Raw genomic sequence first — 1,069 nt, 5'->3', positions numbered from 1 at the left:
TAGGTCTTCATACCGTCCACTACTCCGACACTTCCCTTGGTCATGGTCGCTGCGTGCTGGTCTGTATCAAGACCACGCCCGGCTGCTTCAACACCAACCAACTTGACTTCTTCATCTGCCACATACTGAGAGAAGGCACCGATAGCATTGGAACCACCACCTACGCAAGCAATGACATAGTCCGGCAAGCGGCCTTCCTTGTCCAAAATCTGACGGCGAGATTCTTCACTAATCACCTTTTGGAACTCATGGACAATGGTCGGATAAGGGTGAGGACCGACAGCTGACCCTAAGACATAGAAGGCTTCCAAATCACTCATCCAAGCTCCAAAGGCTGCATCCACAGCATCCTTGAGGGTTTTGGTTCCTGTTTCCACAGCGTGAACAGTCGCTCCCATCATTTCCATGCGGAAGACATTGAGGCGCTGGCGTTCTACATCCTCTGCTCCCATGTAAACATCGCACTTCATACCAAACTTAGCTGCGGCTGCCGCAGTTGCCACACCATGTTGGCCAGCTCCAGTTTCAGCGATAACTCGTGTCTTGCCCATGCGCTTAGCCAGAAGAATCTGCCCCAAAACATTATTGAGCTTATGTGAGCCTAGATGATTGAGATCTTCCCGCTTCAGATAAATCTTAGCTCCGCCCAGGTGCTGAGTCAGGCTTTCTGCAAAGTAGAGCGGAGTTTCCCGTCCTGAATAATCTGCCAAATAATGTCGGTATTCATTTAAAAATTCTGGGTCATCCTTATACTTCTCAAAAGTCGCTTCCAATTCATCCAGCAAGGCCTGGATAGGCTCCGGCACAAAGGAGCCGCCGAATTGTCCAAAATATCCTTTAGTTTCTGTCATCTTAATTGCCTCATTTCTTTATTTTCAAGCAAAACAAAAGCCCACACACAGAAAAACTCTGTGTGAGGGCGTAAAATCGCGGTGCCACCTCAATTATGGAGCAAAGTATAGACTGCCTCCATATCTCTGTCTTGTCTAACAACAAGCTGCACTGTAAGGTGTGCTCACCGAATTTTTATTGTTTCAAATTCATTTTTTTGCATCAGCCCACTTCATAA

At 47.4% G+C, this 1,069-nt stretch carries 1 protein-coding gene; it reads right to left on the bottom strand.

Features of this window, described 5'->3' with window-relative positions:
• Positions 1-851, bottom strand: an 851-nt coding sequence (gene trpB, locus Q0191_RS04050; RefSeq protein ID WP_297664067.1) for a tryptophan synthase subunit beta, incomplete at its 3' end; no start/stop codon positions are given.
• Positions 852-1,069: the final 218 nt, after the last annotated feature.

This window comes from uncultured Streptococcus sp. (assembly GCF_938036805.1).
GTDB lineage: Bacteria > Bacillota > Bacilli > Lactobacillales > Streptococcaceae > Streptococcus.
This window is presented reverse-complemented; position numbering and strand designations above follow the sequence as displayed.